The 18,086-nt window shown below is 62.9% G+C and carries 20 protein-coding genes and 1 tRNA gene; 13 read left to right on the top strand and 8 right to left on the bottom strand.

Features of this window, described 5'->3' with window-relative positions:
- Positions 1-23: 23 nt before the first annotated feature.
- Positions 24-773 carry a sulfite exporter TauE/SafE family protein gene (locus tag KDB76_RS08265; protein ID WP_013971534.1) on the bottom strand — a complete coding sequence of 250 codons (750 nt, stop codon included), beginning with the start codon at positions 771-773 and terminating at the stop codon, positions 24-26.
- Between the two features lie 114 nt (positions 774-887).
- On the opposite strand from KDB76_RS08265, the gene KDB76_RS08260 reads away from it, so the two are divergent.
- From KDB76_RS08260 to KDB76_RS08250, 3 genes are all read left to right on the top strand, one after another.
- Positions 888-1,841 carry a LysR family transcriptional regulator gene (locus tag KDB76_RS08260; RefSeq protein ID WP_013971533.1) on the top strand — a complete coding sequence of 318 codons (954 nt, stop codon included), beginning with the start codon at positions 888-890 and terminating at the stop codon, positions 1,839-1,841.
- Positions 1,842-1,899: 58 nt separating this feature from the next.
- Positions 1,900-2,355, top strand: coding sequence for a MarR family transcriptional regulator (locus tag KDB76_RS08255; RefSeq protein WP_013971532.1), 456 nt, complete (start codon positions 1,900-1,902; stop codon positions 2,353-2,355).
- A gap of 141 nt (positions 2,356-2,496) precedes the next feature.
- The gene (locus KDB76_RS08250) at positions 2,497-2,925 is read left to right on the top strand and encodes an organic hydroperoxide resistance protein (protein WP_013971531.1); all 429 of its coding nucleotides are present in this window, start codon (positions 2,497-2,499) and stop codon (positions 2,923-2,925) included.
- Positions 2,926-3,136: 211 nt separating this feature from the next.
- On the opposite strand, the gene efp is transcribed toward KDB76_RS08250, so the two are convergent.
- Together efp and earP are read right to left on the bottom strand one after the other, a co-directional pair.
- A complete protein-coding gene (gene efp, locus KDB76_RS08245) occupies positions 3,137-3,706 on the bottom strand; it encodes an elongation factor P (RefSeq protein ID WP_013971530.1) in 570 nt (189 codons plus the stop codon).
- 48 nt (positions 3,707-3,754) lie between these two features.
- Positions 3,755-4,882: an elongation factor P maturation arginine rhamnosyltransferase EarP gene (earP, locus tag KDB76_RS08240; protein WP_013971529.1), complete on the bottom strand. Its 1,128-nt coding sequence runs from the start codon at positions 4,880-4,882 to the stop codon at positions 3,755-3,757.
- Between the two features lie 130 nt (positions 4,883-5,012).
- Between earP and KDB76_RS08235 the strand changes: the two genes are divergently transcribed.
- Both KDB76_RS08235 and KDB76_RS08230 read left to right on the top strand, forming a co-directional pair.
- A complete protein-coding gene (locus tag KDB76_RS08235; RefSeq protein ID WP_038409118.1) occupies positions 5,013-5,411 on the top strand; it encodes a hypothetical protein in 399 nt (132 codons plus the stop codon).
- Positions 5,412-5,413: 2 nt separating this feature from the next.
- The gene (locus KDB76_RS08230) at positions 5,414-5,884 is read left to right on the top strand and encodes a GreA/GreB family elongation factor (RefSeq protein ID WP_038409116.1); all 471 of its coding nucleotides are present in this window, start codon (positions 5,414-5,416) and stop codon (positions 5,882-5,884) included.
- A gap of 114 nt (positions 5,885-5,998) precedes the next feature.
- Here KDB76_RS08230 and KDB76_RS08225 read toward each other — a convergent pair whose 3' ends face one another.
- On the bottom strand, positions 5,999-6,937 hold the full coding sequence (locus tag KDB76_RS08225; protein WP_038409115.1) for a LysR family transcriptional regulator: 939 nt from the start codon (positions 6,935-6,937) through the stop codon (positions 5,999-6,001).
- Positions 6,938-7,055: 118 nt separating this feature from the next.
- Here KDB76_RS08225 and KDB76_RS08220 point away from each other — a divergent pair, with 118 nt between their 5' ends.
- The 4 genes from KDB76_RS08220 (at position 7,056) to KDB76_RS08205 (ending at position 12,067) form a co-directional block, all read left to right on the top strand.
- Complete coding sequence (locus KDB76_RS08220) at positions 7,056-7,805, top strand: 3-oxoacyl-ACP reductase family protein (RefSeq protein WP_038409113.1); 750 nt, start codon at positions 7,056-7,058, stop codon at positions 7,803-7,805.
- 237 nt (positions 7,806-8,042) lie between these two features.
- On the top strand, positions 8,043-9,230 hold the full coding sequence (locus KDB76_RS08215) for an MFS transporter (protein ID WP_038409112.1): 1,188 nt from the start codon (positions 8,043-8,045) through the stop codon (positions 9,228-9,230).
- Positions 9,231-9,350: 120 nt separating this feature from the next.
- Positions 9,351-9,731 (top strand): hypothetical protein, encoded by a 381-nt coding sequence (locus tag KDB76_RS08210; RefSeq protein WP_015269367.1) that lies wholly within the window; start codon positions 9,351-9,353, stop codon positions 9,729-9,731.
- A 203-nt stretch (positions 9,732-9,934) separates the two neighbouring features.
- Complete coding sequence (locus tag KDB76_RS08205) at positions 9,935-12,067, top strand: TonB-dependent siderophore receptor (RefSeq protein ID WP_038409110.1); 2,133 nt, start codon at positions 9,935-9,937, stop codon at positions 12,065-12,067.
- A 166-nt stretch (positions 12,068-12,233) separates the two neighbouring features.
- Here KDB76_RS08205 and KDB76_RS08200 read toward each other — a convergent pair.
- Positions 12,234-12,323 (bottom strand) — tRNA-Ser (locus KDB76_RS08200).
- 198 nt (positions 12,324-12,521) lie between these two features.
- On the opposite strand from KDB76_RS08200, the gene KDB76_RS08195 reads away from it, so the two are divergent.
- From KDB76_RS08195 to KDB76_RS08185, 3 genes are all read left to right on the top strand, one after another.
- On the top strand, positions 12,522-13,211 hold the full coding sequence (locus KDB76_RS08195; protein WP_013971521.1) for a crotonase/enoyl-CoA hydratase family protein: 690 nt from the start codon (positions 12,522-12,524) through the stop codon (positions 13,209-13,211).
- Positions 13,212-13,392: 181 nt separating this feature from the next.
- Positions 13,393-14,112 carry a lysophospholipid acyltransferase family protein gene (locus tag KDB76_RS08190; protein ID WP_003260398.1) on the top strand — a complete coding sequence of 240 codons (720 nt, stop codon included), beginning with the start codon at positions 13,393-13,395 and terminating at the stop codon, positions 14,110-14,112.
- Positions 14,113-14,176: 64 nt separating this feature from the next.
- Positions 14,177-15,148, top strand: a complete 972-nt coding sequence (locus KDB76_RS08185; protein WP_038409108.1) for a magnesium and cobalt transport protein CorA — start codon at positions 14,177-14,179, stop codon at positions 15,146-15,148.
- Between the two features lie 33 nt (positions 15,149-15,181).
- On the opposite strand, the gene KDB76_RS08180 is transcribed toward KDB76_RS08185, so the two are convergent.
- Positions 15,182-15,913 (bottom strand): amidotransferase, encoded by a 732-nt coding sequence (locus tag KDB76_RS08180; RefSeq protein WP_038409106.1) that lies wholly within the window; start codon positions 15,911-15,913, stop codon positions 15,182-15,184.
- A 528-nt stretch (positions 15,914-16,441) separates the two neighbouring features.
- Between KDB76_RS08180 and KDB76_RS08175 the strand changes: the two genes are divergently transcribed.
- A complete protein-coding gene (locus tag KDB76_RS08175) occupies positions 16,442-17,242 on the top strand; it encodes a cytochrome c (protein WP_038409104.1) in 801 nt (266 codons plus the stop codon).
- A 54-nt stretch (positions 17,243-17,296) separates the two neighbouring features.
- Here the strand turns inward: KDB76_RS08175 and KDB76_RS08170 are convergent, their stop codons facing one another.
- Together KDB76_RS08170 and KDB76_RS08165 are read right to left on the bottom strand one after the other, a co-directional pair.
- Positions 17,297-17,629 (bottom strand): ribonuclease E inhibitor RraB, encoded by a 333-nt coding sequence (locus KDB76_RS08170; protein ID WP_023661860.1) that lies wholly within the window; start codon positions 17,627-17,629, stop codon positions 17,297-17,299.
- 176 nt (positions 17,630-17,805) lie between these two features.
- Positions 17,806-18,042: a hypothetical protein gene (locus KDB76_RS08165; RefSeq protein WP_013971517.1), complete on the bottom strand. Its 237-nt coding sequence runs from the start codon at positions 18,040-18,042 to the stop codon at positions 17,806-17,808.
- Positions 18,043-18,086: the final 44 nt, after the last annotated feature.

The raw sequence follows: 18,086 nt of genomic DNA, 5'->3' as shown, positions 1-18,086 counted from the left end.
GGCCGCAAAGCGGCCCCAAAATCTCAAAGCTCGAACCCGAGCATCACCGCACACCCCACCAGAAACACACAGAACATCGCCCGCAACACCTTCTCCGGCAACGCATGGGCCAATTTCACACCCCAGCTGATACTCAGCAGGCCGCCCACCGCCAATGGAACCCCCACCCCCCAGTCAACACTGTGGTGCACCCCATAGGTCACCAGGGTTACCAAGGTACTCGGCGCCGCCAGCGCCAGCGACAGCCCCTGCGCCACCACCTGGGTGGTACCGAACACACTGGTCAGAATCGGCGTGGCTACCACGGCCCCACCCACCCCGAACAAGCCGCCCATGGTCCCGGCAAAGCTGCCCAGTACACCCAGCCAAGGCCAGGCATAGCGCAACTCGGCGCTGGGCGGCATTACCTTCATGAACATCCGCGCAACGTTCCACACCGCCAGGGCCACCAGGAAGCCGACGAAGCCCAGGCGCATTGAATACGCATCCAGCCCGACCGCCCAGATCGACCCCAGCCAGGCGAACCCGAAGCTGCACAGCGACAGCGGTACCGCATGGCGCAACTCGATGCGATTACGCTGGTGATAACGCCACAGCGCCAGCAGCACATTGGGCACTACCATCACCAGCGCAGTGCCCTGCGCCAACTGCTGGTCCAGGCCGAAAAGCACGCCCAGCGCCGGAATCGCGATCAGCCCGCCGCCAATGCCGAACAGGCCACCCATGGTCCCCAGGGCTGCGCCCAACACGATATACAACAACCACTCGATCATCAGGGGCCTCATCCACCTGTACACATAATGCGAGCATGCTATCGATTGCGGGCTGGTGGGGAAACGCACAGCAGCGCACAATGGCTATGCGTTTTTCGCAAAAGCAAGGCAGCCATGAGCCCCGATACCCTGACCGACCAGCTAAGCCTGTTCCTCGATGTGCTGGAAACCGGCAGTTTTTCTGCCGCCGCCCGCCGCCACCCGCTGACGCCTTCCGCCGTGGCCCGCCGCATCGACAACCTGGAAAGCGCCGTGGGCAGCCGCCTGTTCACCCGCAGCACCCACGCCGTGCGCGCCACGCCTGCCGGCAACGCCTTTGCCGAACGGGCCAGGCGCATCATCGAGGAACTGCGCCTGGCCCGCGCTGAAGCGGTGTCGCTGAGCAATGCCCCCGAAGGCCTGATCCGCATCGACGCCCCCGCCGCATTCGGCCGCCGTCACCTGGCCCCGGCCATCGCCGATTTCCTGGTCGCCTACCCGGGCCTGGATGTGCAACTGCGCCTGATCGACAGCTTCGTCGACCTGCATGGCAGCCACCTGGGCGAGGTCGACCTGGTGCTGCGCGCCGGCCCCCTGGCCGACACCCGGCTGGTCGCCACGCCATTGGCCTACATGGTGCGCATCGCCTGCGCCAGCCCGGCCTACCTGGCCAGCCGCGGCATGCCCAGCTGCCCCAGCGAGCTGCCAGGGCACGACGGCCTGGACTGGGACGGCCTTGCGCCACCATTCGCCTGGCGTTTCAACGTGGCCGGGCAAACCCGCCTGTACCGCCCCTCACGCATGCGCATGGCCGCCAACAACGCCGAAACCCTGCTGTTCGGTGCGCTCGCAGGCTTAGGCATAGCCCACCTGCCTACTTGGCTGATCAGCGAATACCTGCTGCGCGGCGAGTTGATACCGTTGTTTTGCGACGGTGGCTTGCCCAAAGCGGAAACCAGCGGTATTTACGCACTTCGCCTGGAACATGAAACGAACTCTCGCAGCCGTTTGCTGCTCGAATTTCTCAAGAGCCGCTTCAGCCCGATTCCACCCTGGGACCTGGCCTTGCGCAGTGAGCTGCGCGAATAAAGCGCGCACTAACGATCCGCGTGCCAGACTTTCCCATTGATTACCTTCAAGGACCTGCATGAACGCCGACACCCAAGCCTCCTGTGACGAGCTGCTGCTGGAAAACCAGGTCTGTTTCGCCCTGCACTCCACCTCGTTGCTGATGACCAAGGTCTACAAACCGCTGCTGCAGGCACTGGGCCTGACTTACCCGCAGTACCTGGCCATGCTCGTGCTCTGGGAGCACGATGGCCTGACCGTAGGCGAGATCAGCCAGCACCTGCTCACCGACCCCGGTTCGCTGACACCGCTGCTCAAGCGTCTGGAGAGCGAAGGCCTGCTGCAGCGCAACCGCAGCCGCGAGGACGAACGGGTGGTACTGGTGCAGCTGACCGACAAGGGCCGCGCCTTGCAGCAGCAGGCCAAAGAAGTGCCGCAGTGCATCCTCAAGGCCAGCGGGCGCAGCCTGGAACAGCTGCAACAACTGCAGGCCGACCTGCTGGCGCTGCGCGAGAACCTGCAGAAAACCCTCTGACAGCTATGCTGTGCGATGGCCGTTCAGATGAACGGTGATGATTTATCTTGCGCACTAACTAATTGCGCGCTAATTTAAATCCCACACCAACCCGCGCCCTCCTCCAGACGGGGAGCGCACAGCACATTAGCGAGGCTCAAGATGCAAAAGGTCACTCCGCTGTACATCGCAGAAGCTACCTCCACCGGTGGGCGCGACGGCAAATCCCGCTCCAGTGACGGCAAGCTGGTAGTCAGCCTGAGCACCCCGAAGGAACTGGGAGGCGCAGGCGGTGACGGCACCAACCCCGAGCAGATGTTCGCCGCCGGTTACTCGGCATGCTTCATCGGTGCCCTGAAGTTTGTGGCCGGGCAGGAGAAAAAAGCCCTGCCGGCGGACGCCTCGATCACCGCGAAAGTGGGCATTGGCCAGATTCCAGGTGGTTTCGGCCTGGACATCGACCTGCACATCAACCTGCCGGGCCTGGCCCAGGCCGATGCCGAAGGGCTGGTGGAAAAGGCGCACAAGGTGTGCCCGTACTCCAACGCCACCCGCGGCAACGTGGATGTGCGCCTGCACGTGACCGTGTAAGGCTGTGGGAGCGGCCTTGCGTCGCGATGGGGCGCGAAGCGGCCCCGGAATCTCGGGTACACCTTGATATTGCCGGGGCCGCTTTGCGGCCCTTTCGCGACACAAGGCCGCTCCCACAAAAGCAAGAGCAAGAGCACGCATCGAGATCTGCAGGAATCGCAGGCACAAAAAACCCGGCTTAGGCCGGGTTTTTTGCGTTTCACAAGAAGGATTACTTCTTGGAACGGCCTTTGAAGCTGTTGTCGCGAGTGTCGATATCGATCCACTCGTCGATCTGGATGAAGTCGGCAACCGAGATCTCGGTACCGTTCTTCAGCTTGGCAGGCTTCATGACCTTGCCCGAGGTGTCGCCGCGTGCAGCGTTCTCGGTGTAGACAACCTGGCGGCTGATGGTGGTCGGCAGTTCAACCGATACCAGGCGGCCTTCGAAGAACACGGCTTCGCAGACGTCTTCCATGCCTTCTTCGATGTACGGCAGAACGGCTTCGATGTCCTCGGCGTTCAGTTCGTACATGGTGTAGTCGGTGGTGTCCATGAAGGTGTATTCGTCACCGTTGATGAACGACAGGGTCGCTTCTTTGCGATCCAGGATCACGTCGTCCAGCTTGTCGTCTGCACCGTAGACGGTTTCGGTCTTGTAGCCGGTCAGCAGGTTCTTCAGCTTGGTCTTCATGATCGCGCTGTTACGGCCCGACTTGGTGAACTCAGCTTTTTGAACCAGCCACGGGTCGTTGTCGATCCGCAGGACGGTACCGGGTTTCAGTTCTTTACCAGTTTTCATTACGAAGTATCCGAATCTGGATGGATTTATAAAAATCGAGGCCGCGTATCATAGCGAATTTCGGTAAAAGTGTACTAGCGCTGTGGCAAGGTCCGGCTGAGCGGCCTGTCGCGCCGCCCAAAGCCGGGCATGCTGCTGCAGTTCCGGCCAGTGCTGACGGGCTGCCTGCCAGGCCTGGCCCATGTCGCGGTCCATGTTCCAGGCACGCCACAGGCCAAGCAGGGCGGCATCGGCATCGCCTGACAACCCCTGTCGATAATGCGCGAGAAACGCTTCGAGCTTTTCCCAATGGGCATTCTCGTCCTGCACGTAAATGTGCCACAGCATCGGCTGCCCGGCCCACTGCGCGCGCACGAACGAGTCTTCGCCGCGCACGGCATTGAAATCACAGCTCCACAGCAACCGGTCGTAGTCGTCCTGGCTGACGAAAGGTAGCACCTGCAGGGTCAGCGCCCCGCGCTTGCGCACGCTGCCCACTTGCAGTGAAGCCTCGCCAAGCCACTGGCCGAGCCCCGCGACAACGCGCCCTTGCGGCACCAGCAGGTGGCAAGGTTGCTCGCCTGAGGCCAGGGCCTCAAGCCAGTTGCCCAATTGCGGGTTTTCGTAGGCGAACAGGGAAATCAGCAACGCCCCCGCTTCAGGGTTTACGCCAAGCCCGTGCAAGAAGGCCTGCCGTGCGCCTTGCTGGAACGCATCACGCCGCGCCAGCAGCGAGCCCTCGCGCAGCAGGCCACCGGTTTTTTTGGTGAAGCCCGGAAAGAAAAATACCTTGCGCAAGCCATTGGGCTGCGGCGAAGGCAAGCCATGGCAACCTTCCACCCAGTCCTCGGCACTGAGGTATTCGAGGTTCAGCCACAGCGGCGGCGTGACACGAGCACGCATTGCCTCCACATAGGCTGCTGGCAATTGGCAGGCGAAGGCACCGATTACCACATCAGCCGGCGCCACCGGCAACCAGGCTACCGGCCATTGGCGCACATCCACACCGTGCTGCCACTGCTGCGGGGCGGTGGCATCGGCCCCGGGGCACATGGGCGTGAATGCATTGAGGTCATCCACCCACAGGCGCACAGCCAGGCCGTGCTCGGCCACCAGCTGCCGGGCCAGGCGCCAGGTCACGCCTATATCGCCGTAGTTGTCGACGACGCTGCAGAAGATGTCCCAAGTGGCTTTCATGTGCCCTGCCCTCGCCCAGCGGAAAAACCGCGCATTCTGCGTATAAATTGTCGCTGACAAAAGCACCTGCGCGGAAAAATGCCCAGGCGCATGCGACAATGCACCCCGAACACCCTGCCAGGAGGCTGCCATGGCGCGCCACCGTGAATTGAAAATCACCCTCAAGCCGTTGCCGTTGATCGTGTGCGTTGCCTTTGGCCTGTGGCTGGGCGCCGTGGCGATCGCCGCCAGCCTGTGGCTGGCCCTGCAACTGTGGCCACAGCAGGTACAGCCACTGGCCCAAACCGTGGCCCCCGCCGCGTACCGGCCTGCCGCGCCGCCAGCGCCAGCCCCTGCGGCGGATGCCCAGGCGGAAATGTTCGAACGCTACAAGGACATCCTGCACAAGCAGGAGCTGCAACAGGCCGCCGAGGCCGCCCAGGGCAGCCCGCGCAACCTCAACAGCCCCAAGTGCCAGTTCTGGCTGCAGCAGAACCGCACCGCGCCCACCGACAAAAGCCAGGCCAACGTGCTGGAGTTCTGTTACTGACCATGGACAAGCCCAGCCTGCTGGCACAGATCGTCGCCACCCTCGAACATGACCTGGATGTGCTGACCCGCGCAGCGCAAACTGCGTACGAAGCCGCCACTGCCGAAGAGAACATCGCCGAGAACAAGTACGACACCCTGGGCCTGGAGGCCTCGTACCTGGCCACCGGCCAGGCCCGCCGCAGCGCCGAGATCCGCAAGGCGCTGCTGACCTACCAGCAACTGCTGCTGCGCGATTACGACCCGGCACGCGGGGTGCAGGTGAGCAACCTGGTGACGCTGGAGGATGAAGATGGCGGGCAGCGCCAACTGTTCCTCGGGCCCGAGGCGGCGGGGTTGAAGATTGGCGAGGGGGATGGGCTGGTGACGGTGATTACCCCGCGCTCGCCGCTGGGGCAACAACTGGTCGGCAAGAAGGTTGATGATGAGGTAAACCTGGGGGCACAGGCATTGTTCATTGTTGATGTTGTCTGAACCGGCCCTATCGCCGGCAAGCCAGCTCCAACAGGATTACCACAAGCCCAAATACTGCGGGGTAACTGTGGGAGCTGGCTTGCCGGCGATAGGGCCGCTACAGGCAATACACTTCTAAAGGGTTTGCAAGGCATCGAACCGCCGCGCCAGCCCCTGCTCCTCGAATTGCTCCACCACAAAATCGACAAACGCCCGGGTCTTGCCCGGCAACAGCTTGTGCTCGGCGAAATACAGGCTGATATGCCCATCATCCACATACCAGTCCGGCAGCACCCGCCGCAGCCGCCCGCCTTCCAGGTACGGCACGGCAAACGGCAGGCTCACCAAGGCAATTCCCAAGCCCTGCTCGGCCACCGCGCAAGCCGCATCCGAATCGCTCATGGTCATCGTCTGGCGCAACTGCAATGGCTGCTGCACCTGCCAACGGCTGGTCAACGGCCATGACCGCACCCGCCCAGTCTGCGGCGAGCGGATCAGGATACCGTCATGCCGTTGCAATACCTGCGGGTCGTCGATCGGCGCGTGCCGCCCCAGGTACGCCGGCGCCGCCACCAGCACCCGGTGCGCCGGGGTCAGCTTGCGCGCCACCACCCCCGGCGGCAGCTCGAAACCTCCGCCAATCGCCGCATCGAAGCCCTGGCCAATCAGGTCGGCCTGGCGGTTGTCGAAATGCCAGTCCGGAGTAATGGCCGGGTAGCGACGCAGGAACTCACCCAGCAATGGCAACACATACAAGCGCCCGAAAACCGTGCCCATGCTTACCCGCAACAACCCGGCCGGCTGGCCTTCGCTGCGGGCCAGGTTGGCCACGGCGTACTGGATGGTGCGGAAGCTGTCACTGACCTCCCCCAGAAATCGCTGCCCTGCCTCGGTCAGGGTCAGCTTGCGGGTACTACGCTGGAACAACCGCACCCCCAGGCGTGCTTCCAACTGGGCAACATGCTTGCCCACGGCAGCCGGGGTAATGCTGAGGCGCCTGGCGGCTTCGGCAAAGCTGCCGACTTCGGCACTGCGGATGAAGCATTCCAACGCGTTGAATGATTCCATGGCCATGATTGGCAACCAAAGGTTTACTCTGCTGATAGTGATTGCCATCTTATCAGCAGGTAATCAAGCGCCGATACTGCGCCCATCCAAGGCATTCCGGCCTGGCTTCCAGCAGGAGATCAAAATGTCCAAGCAACACTCACTCGAAGGCAAGGTGGCCCTGGTACAGGGTGGTTCCCGCGGCATTGGTGCAGCCATCGTGCGACGCCTGGCCCGCGAAGGCGCACAGGTGGCCTTCACCTATGTCAGTTCCGCCGGTCCGGCGCAGGAGCTGGTTGAGGAAATTACCAAAACCGGCGGCAAGGCGCTGGCCCTGCGGGCCGACAGTGCCGACGCGGCGGCCGTGCAACTGGCCGTGGATGACACCGTGAAGGCCTTCGGCCGGCTGGATATCCTGGTCAACAACGCCGGCGTGCTGGCGGTAGCGCCGGTGACCGAATTCGACTTGGCCGACTTCGACCACATGCTGGCGGTGAACGTGCGCAGCGTATTCGTCGCCAGCCAGGCCGCGGCACGCTACATGGGCCAAGGCGGGCGCATCATCAACATTGGCAGTACCAATGCCGAGCGCATGCCGTTTGCCGGTGGCGCCCCTTATGCCATGAGCAAATCGGCGCTGGTCGGCCTGACTCGCGGCATGGCCCGTGACCTGGGGCCGAAAGGCATTACCGTGAACAACGTGCAACCAGGGCCGGTGGACACCGACATGAACCCAGCCAGCGGCGAGTTCGCTGACAGCCTGATCCCGCTGATGGCGATCGGGCGCTATGGCGAGGCGGATGAGATTGCCAGCTTTGTGGCTTACCTGGCAGGGCCTGAGGCGGGGTATATCACTGGGGCCAGCCTGACGGTTGATGGCGGGTTTGCAGCCTGAATGAAGGGTTGCCTGTTCCGGCCTCTTCGCGGGTAAACCCGCTCCCACAGGGATATCACAGGCCCCGAGCCCAATGGTGTACCTGTGGGAGCGGGTTTACCGGCGAAGAGGCCAGCACAGGCTTAACCGATCCCCGACCTCCAGCCCCCCCGCTCTGCTCTGCCGCACAATGCATTGATGTAGTGCCCGACACTTTCCGATAATCCCCCCTTTACTCCTGCCCGCCACGAGAACCCCATGAATACCCCCACGCTCAGCCGTGCCCTGATTCTGCTGATGGCCACCGCCACCGGCCTGGCCGTGGCCAGCAACTACTATGCGCAACCGCTACTGCACAGCATCGCCCAGCAGTTCGGCCTGAGCACCGCCAGTGCCGGCTGCATCGTCATTGCCGCGCAACTGAGCTACGGCGCCGGCCTGTTGCTGCTGGCGCCCCTGGGCGACCTGTTCGAGCAGCGCCGGCTGATCACCGTGATGACTGCCATTTCCACCCTTGGCCTGGTCATCAGCGCCTGCGCACCGAGCCTTCCCTGGCTGATACTTGGCACCGCGCTGACCGGGCTGTTCTCGGTGGTGGCGCAGATCCTCGTGCCCATGGCCGCGACCCTCAGCGAGCCACACCAGCGCGGGCGGGCGGTCGGCACCTTGATGAGCGGATTGCTGCTGGGCATCCTGCTGGCGCGCACCGCCGCCGGGTTCATGGCCGAACTGGGTGGCTGGCGCAGCATCTACGTGCTGGCCGCGGTGCTGATGGCCATCACCGCCGTGGCGCTGTACCGCAGCCTGCCACAACACCACAGCCATGCCGGGCTGAAATACCCAGCGCTGATCGGCTCGGTGTTCCGCCTGTTCGTCGAAGAACCGGTGCTGCGCCTGCGTTCTCTGCTCGGCCTGCTGGCATTCAGCCTGTTCGCCCTGTTCTGGACGCCACTGGCGTTCCTGCTGGCGAAAGGCCCGTATCACTATTCGGACGCGGTGATAGGCCTGTTCGGCCTGGCCGGTGCAGCGGGTGCACTGTCGGCCAATTGGGCGGGGCGCCTGGCCGACCTTGGCAAGGGTTCGCTGGGCACCACCGTGGGCCTGGTGGTATTGCTGCTGTCGTGGGTGCCGCTGGGCTTCGCCGAGCAGTCGTTGCTGGCGTTGCTGCTGGGCGTACTGATGCTCGACCTGGCAGTGCAACTGGTGCACGTGAGCAACCAGAATGCGGTAATTGCCCTGCGACCCGAGGCGCGCACGCGGCTGAATGCCGGGTATATCACCTGCTACTTCATTGGCGGGGCCTTGGGATCGCTGCTGGGCACGCAGCTGTTCCAACGCCAGGGCTGGATGGGGATTGTGCTGGCCGGGTTGGTGATTGGCGGGCTGGCGTTGCTGGCGTGGGGTTTGGCCGAGCGCAAGCGCAAGAACGCTTTGCAGATCGCCTGAAGCCCATTGACCTGAGCGACAATGCACCGCACGACCCTCCGTCGCATGGCCGTTGACTTGCCTGCCGGGTCAGCGCTCAGTAGGCGCTGGTCAATGCCCTTTCCCTGACAGGACAACGTTATGACAAGACTCACGGTGCAATCCGGCGATTTCTTGCAAGGTGAAGGCGAGTATCGCAATGGATCGCTCACACTCAAGACCCCGCGCAGCCCCTCCCCGGGCGAGCGGATTTCCCTGGCACGCATCAGCGACCTGCGGCTGGCCAGCCTGGAATCCAGCCGCAGCCTGGGCAGTGCCCTGGGCTGGGGCGTGGCCGGGGCCCTGGTGGCCGGGCCGGTGGGGTTGCTGGCCGGGCTGTGGCTGGGTGGCAAAGAAGAGGAAGCCACCTTCCTGGCCACTTTCAAGGACGGGCGCAAGCTCATGGCCATTACCGATGGCAAGACCTGGTCGAAGATCGACGACAACTGGAAGCAGCACAGGCGGCCGGCCAGCAAAGGCTGACGGGATATCGCAGGGCCCGGATCGTTTTATGTTGAAGGCGGCTGTAAGATGCCGCCTTTTTTCATGGCCTGTACTGGCCTCTTCGCGGGTAAACCCGCTCCTACAGGAACTGCGCCACTCTCAAGGGCAGCGCTGTTCATGTGGGAGCGGGTTCACCCGCGAAGAGGCCGGCGCAGGTGTCGCGCATCCAGGAGCCCCACCGCATGCCCCCGCGTCACCCCCGCCTGCCCCTGAGCCTGCTCAGCCTGGGCCTGGCCCTGCATTGCCCCCATGTGCTTGCCGAAGACAGCGTGCTACTGGCTCCGCTGCAGGTCTCCGATACCTACACCCACGACGGCTACCAGGTACGCCAGGCAGCAGTAGGCGGCTTCCAGCCCGCCCCCTTGCTCGACACCCCGGCCTCGATCAGCGTATTCGGCCAGCAACTGCTGGAAGACCGCCAGGTACGCCAGCTCAGCGAAGTGCTGCAAAGCGACGCCTCGGTGGGCGAAAGCTACGCCCCCATCGGCTACTACGAAAACTTCAACGTGCGCGGCTTCGAGCTGAATGCCGCCAGCAGCTACCGAATCAATGGCCAGACTATCGCCGGCGAGCAGAACGTGGCCCTGGAAAACAAGCAGCAGGTGGAGCTGCTCAAGGGCCTGTCCGGGCTGCAGAGCGGCGTATCGGAGCCGGGCGGCCTGATCAACTACGTGACCAAGCGCGCCGAAGACGTGCGCAGCGTCACGGTGTCGACCAACGAACAAGGCGAACGCTACCTGGCCACCGACCTGGGCGGCTGGTTCGGCAGCGAGCGACAGTTCGGCCTGCGGGCCAACCTGGCTCATGAAGACATCCGCTCCTACGTCGACCACGCCGACGGCAAGCGCGACTTCGCCTCGCTGGCCTTCGAGTGGCAGATCAACCCGGATGCCACCCTGCAGCTGGATGCCGAATACCAGCACCGTGAACAACGCTCGGTGCCGGGTTACCAGTTGCTCGGTGGCAGCGAAGTACCTCATGGCATCGACCCGGACGACCGCCTGGCCTACCAGCACTGGGCCAAGCCGGTGCAGAACGATTCGCTGAACCTGGGCGGGCGCTTCGAGTACCGTTTCAACGAAGCCTGGACCGGGACTTTGAGTGCCTCGCGCAGCAAGGTGGTGATTGATGACTACAGCTCGTTTGCCTGGGGCTCGAGCGAAGGCGCGTTCTTCGGCAGCAACGGCGACTACGACATCTACGACTTCCGCAGCCCGGACGACACCCGCCGTACCGATGAGGCGCAGGCCATGCTCAACGGGCGTTTCGATGCGCTGGGCGTGGGGCATGAGTTGACCGTGGGCACCAGTGCGCAGCGGCGCACGCTGGATCAGCGCCCCAGCTATATGGAATGGGTAGGTACAGGCAATATCCACACCGGTGCGCCGGCCTTCGATCCATCCGACAAGCCCATCAGGTCTAGCGAACGTCGCCTGGACAGCCGCCAGTACGGGCTGTTCGTGAGCGACCGCATCAGCTTCAACGAGCAATGGCAGACCATACTGGGTGCCCGGGAAGTACGCCTGGACGAGAAAACCTGGAATGAGGACGGCGTTGCCGGCCGCCATACCCGGCAGTACGAACTGCTGCCCAACGCCGCGCTCATCTACAAGCCGCAGCCGGATACCACGGTATATGCCAGCTATTCCAAAGGCCTGTCGGCAGGCGGTACTGCACCCTGGTTCGCCGAGAACAGCTTCGAAATCCTCGCGCCAACGACCTCGCACCAGCTGGAACTGGGCCTAAAGCACGACTGGCAAGGCCTGAGCTTCAGCGCCGCACTGTTCCAGATACGCCAGGCATACCAATACGCGCGCCCGGACGGAGCCGGCACTTTTACCTATGTCCAACAAGGCCAGCAGAAGAACACCGGCCTGGAACTGGGCGCCAGCGGCTGGGTGACCTCGAACCTGCAGGTACAGGCCAGCGCTGCGGCGATTCGGGCGCGGGTGCAGAACAGCGATACCGATGCCTATGAGGGCCACCAGGCGATCAACGTGCCCAGGTTCCGGGCGGCGTTGCAGGCGGAATACACCCTGCCGGTACCGGGGTTGGCACTGCTGGGTGGGGCGCGCTACAGCGCCAGCAAATATGCGAGCCAGGCGGGGAATGTGGAAGTTGGTGGGTATACGGTGTTCGATGTGGGTAGCCGCTACCGTACGCGCATCGGGGGGTATGACACGGTGCTGCGGCTGACTGTGGATAACGTGTTCGACAAGCGTTATTGGCGTGATGTGGGGGATTACCTGGGGGATAACTACCTGTTCCAGGGGGCGCCGCGGACGGCTCGGCTTTCGGCTTCGGTCAGCTTCTAGAATTTTGGGGGCGCGTCGCGCCCCTTCGCGACACAAGGCCGCTCCTACAGGCGTACGCGGTCCCTGTAGGAGCGGCCTTGTGTCGCGAAAGGGCCGCAAAGCGGCCCCCAAAGGCCCAAAAACAAAAAGCCCCCGGCTTTTCAGCTCGGGGGCTCTTCGTAGAATGTGGCGGTGAAGAAGGGATTTGAACCCTTGATACGATTTCTCGTATACACACTTTCCAGGCGTGCTCCTTCGACCACTCGGACACTTCACCGTTTCTCTTCAAGCCTTGCAGCCTGTCGAGGTGCGCTAATTTAGTGAAAGACCTTCCCTTTGGCAAGCATTTTTTTCAATTTTTTCATGCATTTGCATTTGAGCCCCGGCGAACGCTGACCGACCAGTCAGCCTTACTGCTTTACCTCGCCCCTGGCGCTGGGTAACGTCGTCGCCACGCCAACAAAAGGACTCTGCCATGAGCGAGCTGATTACCTACCACGCCGAAGACGGCATCGTCACCCTGACCCTGAACAACGGCAAGGTCAACGCCATCTCGCCAGACGTCATTGCCGCCTTCAACGCCGCGCTCGACCGCGCCACCGAAGAGCGCGCGGTGGTGATCATCACCGGGCAGCCCGGCATCCTGTCTGGCGGCTACGACCTCAAGGTGATGACCAGCGGCCCCAAGGAGGCGATCAGCCTGGTCACCGCCGGCTCCACCCTCGCCCGCCGCCTGCTGTCGCACCCGTTCCCGGTAGTGGTCGCCTGCCCGGGCAACGCCGTGGCCAAGGGCGCCTTCCTGCTGCTGTCGGGCGACTATCGCATTGGCGTCGAAGGGCCGTACAAGGTGTGCCTGAACGAAGTGCAGATCGGCATGACCATGCACCATGCCGGCATCGAACTGGCCCGCGACCGCCTGCGCCGCTCGGCCTTCCACCGCTCGGTGATCAATGCCGAGGTGTTTGACCCGCAGGGCGCGGTGGATGCCGGCTTCCTCGACAAGGTAGTGCCGGCCGAGCAGTTGCAGGATGCAGCACTGGAGAAAGCGCGGGAGCTGAAGAAGCTGAACATGCTGGCGCACAAGCACACCAAGCTGAAGGTGCGCAAAGAGCTGCTGGAGGCGCTGGACAAGGCGATCGAGCTGGATCAGCACTATACAGGTTGACCGTACCGGCCTCTTCGCGGGTGAACCCGCTCCCACAGGGATATCGCACGCCTCAAGAGCAGTGAGGTACCCGTGGGAGCGGGTTCACCCGCGAAAGGGCCAGTACAGGCTTGCACCAGGGTTTGCCCCGACCAGTGCACATCCGTACACTGCCCGGCGACTGTCTGGTGTGAGTCGTACCATGCTTTATTCATTGCGCATGTTCCTGCTGGCGCTGCATTTCCTTGTGGTTGGGGCCCTGGGCCTGGTCATTGGCCTGTGCCGCCCCTTCAACCCCGACAACAGCCGCGTGTTCGCACGCCTCTACAGCCTGCCGGCCACCTGGCTGATGCGCATCAGGGTCAAGGCCGAAGTCGGCCCGCTGTGGGATCAGCCGCCAGGCTGCGTGATCGTCGCCAACCATCAGTCCAACTTCGACCTGTTCGTGCTAGGCCAGGTGGTGCCGCAGCGCACCGTCGCCATCGGCAAGAAAAGCCTGGGCTGGATCCCGCTGTTCGGCCAGCTGTTCTGGCTGGGTGGCAACGTGCTGGTCGACCGCAAGAATGCCTACCAGGCACGCAAGGCCATGCAGAAGACCACCCGGGTACTGCAGGACGACACCTCGATCTGGATTTTCCCCGAAGGCACGCGCAATCCCGGCGAGCACTTGCTGGCCTTCAAGAAAGGCGCGTTTCACATGGCCATCGAGGCCGGAGTGCCGATCGTGCCGGTATGCGTCAGCCGCTATGCCGGGCGCCTCAGCCTGAACAGCTGGCGCCAGCGCACGGTGATCGTGCGCTCGCTGCCACCGATCGCCACGGCGGGCATGACCCTGCAGGACCTGCCGGCGCTGATCGAACAGTGCCGCGGGCAGATGCAGCAATGCATCGACCGCATGGAAGGGGAACTGGCCAAGAGCTAGGTTGCTCTTGAGCCCACTACAGCCCAAGCTGTAACCCGTGTCCAACCGGAATAAGCGAACAACCATGGGTCGAGTCGTGGCATCGGCGGTATACAGCGCCGGCAGAAAGGTCACCAACATCAGCATCGACGAAGGCAGCGAATGGGCACGCAAGCCAGGGCATTTTGTGTGGATTGGCCTGGAAGAGCCCAACGCTGAGGAACTGGCCAACCTGCAATGTCAGTTCAATTTGCACGAACTGGCCATCGAAGACGCCCTGGAAAAGCACAGCCGGCCCAAGCTGGAAACTTTCGGCGACGCCCTGTTCATCGTCACCTATTCGCCGGTGCGCCACGAAGGCAAGCTGGAGTTCATCGAAACCCACATCTTCGCCGGCAACGGCTACATCATCACCTGCCGCAACGGCCACTCCAAATCCTATGCCCTGGTGCGCCAACGCTGCGAGGCGCGGCCGTTGCTGCTGGAGCACGGCGAAGACTTTGTGCTGTACGCCCTGCTCGACTTCGTCACCGAGAACTACCAGCCGGTCAGCGAGGCCATTCATGGCGAGATCGAGGAGCTGGAGCAGAGCGTGCTTGGCGGTTCGCTGCAAGAGGACGATATCCGCCGCTTGCACAGCCTGCGCCGCGACATCCTGCGCCTGCGCCGCTACGTGGCACCGATGGTGGAAGTGAGCGAGGAACTGCAGCGCCTGAACTTCCCGTTCATCGACAAGAACATGCGCCCGTACTTCCGTGACGTGCAAATCCACGTGACGCGGCAGATGGAAGACCTGGCCGGTATCCGTGACATCGCCAGCCAGACCATCGAGATCGGCATGCTGCTGGAGTCGTCACGGCAGAGCATCGTGCAGCGCAAGTTTGCAGCCTGGGCGGCGATCCTGGCGTTCCCCACGGCAATTGCCGGGGTTTACGGGATGAACTTCCAGAACATGCCGGAGTTGGGGTGGCACTATGGGTACTTCGGGGTACTGGGGGTGATCGGGCTGGGCTGTACCGCGTTGTATGCCAGCTTCAAGAAGTCTGGCTGGCTTTGAGATTGTCGGGGCCGCTTTGCGGCCCCCGTGCCCTCACGCCGCGTCGTGCTTGCTCACCGGTTGCTGGATAAACCGCAACATCCACTCCCCCACCAGGTCGCCCTGGTGCTCGGTGGCCAGACTGGCCACGGCCTTGTGGTACACCTCATCACCCAGATACTCCTGGCGCGCATCGAGCAGCGCGCGGGAGTAGTCGTGCACGAACTCGGGGTGCCCCTGGAAGCACAGCACCTGGTCACGAATGTGGTACGCAGCGTTCGGGCAGAAATCGCTGGAGGCGATCACCGTGGCGCCTTCCGGCAGCTCGGTCACCTGGTCCTGGTGGCTGATCAGCAAGGTCAGCTCCGACACCTCCGGGTCCATCCACGGCGCATGGGCCGCCAGCGAATAGCGGTGGATACCCACGCCCCAGCCCTGCTCGGCACGCTCGGCCTTGCCACCCAGGGTCAACGCCAGCAACTGGTGGCCGAAACATACACCCAGCAACTTCTCGCCACGCTCGTACAGCTTCAGCAGGTAGGCCTTGAGGGTCTGGATCCACGGGTCGGTACCAAACGAGTCGGCCTTGCTGCCCGTCACCAGATAGGCATCGAACACTTCGTTGTCGGCGGGGTAATCGCCGTTCATCACGTTGTACACACGAAATTCGGCGGCGATCGGCTGACGCGAGAAGAGCTGCTCGAACATCCTGCCGTAGCCCTGGTACTGCGCGGTCAACTCCGGTCGCAGGACATCGGTTTCAAGGATGCAGATGCGTAACGACATAGGGATAGTCCTGAACGACATGGGTGGGAATCTGCTGTAGAGACTGACGCGAAAGGCACGTACAAGCAAGTAGGCCGCACTGACGAACGGTCACATTTCATCGGTGCCCTGCTGGCACTTGCGCCACCGTCTAGCGAGAGCATGCCAGCCGGCTGGCACTTGGCCTCATAGCCCGAAGAAATTAATGACCGACCACATTAGAACAAAGGGTTCTCAAACATGGATGACGCACACCCTACTGTTGGTTGTATATCCACTTTCAAGAGGCAGGCAGTTCAGGCGTCACGCAACGCCACTGCGATCGACCCGAAGCGCGACAGGGAAGCCAACGGGTATTCAGGAATAACAACAAGAAGGCGGTCCGCCATGTTCAGACAATCGAAAATTCGCCAAGCTGGGCTCATTCTCTTCGCCACGACTTTGCTGCTGATCCTGCCGAACCTTACACGTTTGTTCGGCTGACTGCCGCTGTGGCGCCAACAGGCAACGCACAGGTAACCTGCTGGCCTTGATGGTCGGAGATTACCCATGCGCCACTGCCTTGCACTGTTAGTGTTGCTCCTGAGCCTGCCGCTGTCGGCGGCGCAACTGCATCTTGAACTGGGCGCTACGACGCGCCAATGGAGCAGTGAAGAACTGCTCGACCACCCGCAGGCCCGGGACATCAGCATCGACCAGGACGTTTCCTACAAGCAGCCCATGCGTTATCGGGCTGTGCCGCTGGCCGCGCTGCTGGACGGCGTGAGCGCCAGCGACCACCTGCAGGCAGTGGCGCTGGACGGTTTTGCCGCCGAAATGCCCGCAGCGCCACTGTTGCAGCAGGGGCCGGCACAGGCCTGGCTGGCGGTGGAGGAAACTGACCGGCCATGGCCACCACTGGGCCAAGACAAGCCGAGTGCGGGACCGTTCTACCTGGTGTGGACTGCACCGCAGGCCAGCGGTATCCGCCCGGAGCAGTGGCCGTTCCAGATTTCCACGATTCGCAAGCTGGCCTCCGTCGAAGCGCGTTTTCCGGCGCTGCTGCCCGACCCGAAGTTGCCGGCCGACAGCCCGGTGCGCCGAGGCTTTGCCTTGTTCCAGCAGAATTGCCTGGCGTGTCATAGGTTGAATGGCGCAGGGGATGCACAGGTGGGGCCGGACCTGAATGTGCCGCACAACCCGACCGAGTATTTTCGGCCCGAATATCTGCGCCAGCTGATTCGTGACCCGCAAAGCCTGCGGCAGTGGCCGCAGGCGAAGATGCCGGGGTTTGCAGAGAGTGTCTTGAGTGAAGCGGAGCTGGATGAATTGCTGGCTTACCTGGGGCATATGGCTGGGCGCAGGCCTTGAGGGCTGTGTGTGCTTCTTCGCGGGCTTGCCCGCGAAGAAGGCAACACAAAACTCTCAGGCTATGGGCCGCTCCTGCTTGACCCCCCACCCTTCCACCTCACCGCCATAAGGTGTCACCAGCTGCTCGAAGGCCTCTTCAAAGTCGCCAATCCCGCCATGGGTGGCATACATGACCTTGCTCAGTTCCAGATGCCATGCACCGTCGCCCATCTCCTTGACCTGGGCATTCAGCGATTCCCCACGAAACTGCCCGGCCGCACGGCGGGCCCCTGCTTCGTCGGGGAATATGGCGTAGAACTCGATGGGATGGATCTGGGTGAAGTCGAAACCGCCTGCCTTCATCTGGCGCAGGACGTTGCTGCTGATATCGTCGTTCTGGCTGCTCATGAAACGTCCTCCTGAATAATGCGATGGATAGACTTTCCGTGCACTACGCACCTGCCGGCAGCGGCCGGGCAGTTCGAGCTGATGCAAGACGCGAAGGGATGCGGTGCCGACCCGCAGAATAGGCCGGCACCTTCATGCAGCGTAGTGCCTGCAAGGGCACCACGCAAACGTGTGGTTCAGGGCGTTTCGTGGATGCTGGTGATGGTCACGCCACTCTGCTCCTTCAGCCAGCGTGCGGTGGGGGAAATGGTGCGGTCCTGGAAGTCGTTGAGGTCCAGCTCGTCCATCACCGGGAACAGGTGCGAACGGATGGCCCGCGCGGCGTCCTCCTCGCTGGGGCACTGGTCGCCGTGCAGCGTCAGGGTGGTGAGCACGCCCTTCTGGTCGGCAAAGATGACTTCCCACTCTTTCATTGAACGAACCCTCTAAGTCAACGAACACCGGGTGTGTGATGCCT

The sequence above is a fragment of the Pseudomonas sp. JS425 genome (genome assembly GCF_018223845.1).
Taxonomy (GTDB): Bacteria; Pseudomonadota; Gammaproteobacteria; order Pseudomonadales; family Pseudomonadaceae; genus Aquipseudomonas; species Aquipseudomonas asiatica.
This window is presented reverse-complemented; position numbering and strand designations above follow the sequence as displayed.

Coding starts and splice junctions, on each gene's coding strand:
- KDB76_RS08170 (WP_023661860.1), bottom strand. CDS start 17,629: ATGAGCAGCCAGAACGACGATATCAGCAGCAACGTCCTGCGCCAGATG.
- KDB76_RS08230 (WP_038409116.1), top strand. CDS start 5,414: ATGGACAAGCCCAGCCTGCTGGCACAGATCGTCGCCACCCTCGAACAT.
- KDB76_RS08255 (WP_013971532.1), top strand. CDS start 1,900: ATGAACGCCGACACCCAAGCCTCCTGTGACGAGCTGCTGCTGGAAAAC.
- KDB76_RS08210 (WP_015269367.1), top strand. CDS start 9,351: ATGACAAGACTCACGGTGCAATCCGGCGATTTCTTGCAAGGTGAAGGC.
- KDB76_RS08225 (WP_038409115.1), bottom strand. CDS start 6,937: ATGGCCATGGAATCATTCAACGCGTTGGAATGCTTCATCCGCAGTGCC.
- KDB76_RS08180 (WP_038409106.1), bottom strand. CDS start 15,913: ATGTCGTTACGCATCTGCATCCTTGAAACCGATGTCCTGCGACCGGAG.
- KDB76_RS08215 (WP_038409112.1), top strand. CDS start 8,043: ATGAATACCCCCACGCTCAGCCGTGCCCTGATTCTGCTGATGGCCACC.
- KDB76_RS08205 (WP_038409110.1), top strand. CDS start 9,935: ATGCCCCCGCGTCACCCCCGCCTGCCCCTGAGCCTGCTCAGCCTGGGC.
- KDB76_RS08260 (WP_013971533.1), top strand. CDS start 888: ATGAGCCCCGATACCCTGACCGACCAGCTAAGCCTGTTCCTCGATGTG.
- KDB76_RS08190 (WP_003260398.1), top strand. CDS start 13,393: ATGCTTTATTCATTGCGCATGTTCCTGCTGGCGCTGCATTTCCTTGTG.
- KDB76_RS08250 (WP_013971531.1), top strand. CDS start 2,497: ATGCAAAAGGTCACTCCGCTGTACATCGCAGAAGCTACCTCCACCGGT.
- KDB76_RS08235 (WP_038409118.1), top strand. CDS start 5,013: ATGGCGCGCCACCGTGAATTGAAAATCACCCTCAAGCCGTTGCCGTTG.
- KDB76_RS08185 (WP_038409108.1), top strand. CDS start 14,177: ATGGGTCGAGTCGTGGCATCGGCGGTATACAGCGCCGGCAGAAAGGTC.
- KDB76_RS08195 (WP_013971521.1), top strand. CDS start 12,522: ATGAGCGAGCTGATTACCTACCACGCCGAAGACGGCATCGTCACCCTG.
- KDB76_RS08265 (WP_013971534.1), bottom strand. CDS start 773: ATGATCGAGTGGTTGTTGTATATCGTGTTGGGCGCAGCCCTGGGGACC.
- KDB76_RS08165 (WP_013971517.1), bottom strand. CDS start 18,042: ATGAAAGAGTGGGAAGTCATCTTTGCCGACCAGAAGGGCGTGCTCACC.
- KDB76_RS08220 (WP_038409113.1), top strand. CDS start 7,056: ATGTCCAAGCAACACTCACTCGAAGGCAAGGTGGCCCTGGTACAGGGT.
- earP (WP_013971529.1), bottom strand. CDS start 4,882: ATGAAAGCCACTTGGGACATCTTCTGCAGCGTCGTCGACAACTACGGC.
- KDB76_RS08175 (WP_038409104.1), top strand. CDS start 16,442: ATGCGCCACTGCCTTGCACTGTTAGTGTTGCTCCTGAGCCTGCCGCTG.
- efp (WP_013971530.1), bottom strand. CDS start 3,706: ATGAAAACTGGTAAAGAACTGAAACCCGGTACCGTCCTGCGGATCGAC.